Annotated in this window: 2 protein-coding genes; both read left to right on the top strand. The window is 64.8% G+C overall.

What is annotated here, in order from left to right:
* Positions 1-680: serine aminopeptidase domain-containing protein (locus EAW56_RS12255; protein ID WP_122086832.1), on the top strand; the 680-nt coding region annotated here is incomplete at its 5' end.
* A 73-nt stretch (positions 681-753) separates the two neighbouring features.
* The coding region (locus EAW56_RS12250) for an FAD-dependent oxidoreductase (RefSeq protein ID WP_167457445.1) at positions 754-1,334 on the top strand (581 nt) is incomplete at its 3' end.

Below are 1,334 nucleotides of genomic sequence, written 5' to 3'. Positions count from 1 at the left end.
CCGAGCTCACGGACGCGCTGCACGTCATCGTCGGCGAGCGCGGCCAGGGCGCGAAGGTCGTCCCCCTCGCACACTCCGCCGGCGGGCTGATCACCTCGCTGTGGGCGGACTGGCTGCGCCGGGAGCGACCCGCAGACCACGCGCGGCTGGCGGGCCTGATACTCAACAGCCCATGGATTGACATGCAGTTCTCTCCCCTGCTGGTCAAGACGGTCAAGCCGGTCCTCAAGGTGGGCGGCGGCGTGCTCCCGCGCGTGCCTTTGCCGGGAGGGTCCCTCTCCACCTACGGCGAGTCGCTGCACGTGGACCACAACGGCGAGTGGGACTTCAATACGAAGTGGAAGCCGTTAGGCGGGCACACGAAGTACGCGGGCTGGCTCAAGGCGATTGTGGACGGCCAGGAGCGGATCCACGCCGACGACGTGGATACCGGAGTCCCGCTGCTCACCCTTGTTTCCTCCCACTCCTACCTGGGCAAGGAGTACTCCCCCGCCGCGGACACTGCCGATACGGTGCTGGACGTCGACCAGATCCGCACGTGGGCGCCGCACCTTGCTCAGGACTGCGTGATCGCCACCATCGACGGGGCGCGTCACGACGTCTTCCTGTCCGGGAAATACGCTCGCGAGTCCGCGTTCAAGGCGTGTACCTCCTGGTTGGACGAGCTGCCGCACCGCTAAGCCGCCCCAAAACGCCTCTCAAATCCCAATTGTCCCAAACTCAACATAGACGTATATATAGAGGAGTCATCGCATGACCGATCAGCACACCGAGCACACTGAGCACACCGAGCACTATGACCTCATCATCGTCGGCACCGGCTCCGGCAACAGCGTGCTCACACCGGACTTCGACGATAAGAAAGTCGCCATCGTGGAAGAGGGCACGTTTGGCGGCACCTGCCTCAACGTCGGCTGCATTCCGACGAAGATGTTCGTCCTCGCCGCAGATACAGCACTCCAGGCCCGCGAGGCCGAGCGGCTCAACGTAGATCTGGAATATCGCGGTGCCGACTGGAAGGCCATCCAGCAGCGCGTCTTCGGAGATCGCGTGGACCAGATCGCGACCGGCGGCGAGGCATACCGACGCGGCGACGAGTGCCCGAACGTGACCGTGTACGACATGCACGCACGGTTCGTGGGGCCGAAGACGTTGGTAACGGGGCAGGGGGGCGCAGAAAAGCGAATCAGCGCCGACACGATCATCTTGGCCGTCGGCGCGCGTCCGTTCATCCCCGAGTGGGCCGAGGGCGTGCCGTTTCACACGAACGAGGACATCATGCGCCTGCCGGAGCTGCCGAAGTCGCTCACGATCGTGGGCGGTGGCTTCATCGC

It is taken from the genome of Corynebacterium gottingense, assembly GCF_003693265.1.
GTDB lineage: Bacteria > Actinomycetota > Actinomycetes > Mycobacteriales > Mycobacteriaceae > Corynebacterium > Corynebacterium gottingense.
This window is presented reverse-complemented; position numbering and strand designations above follow the sequence as displayed.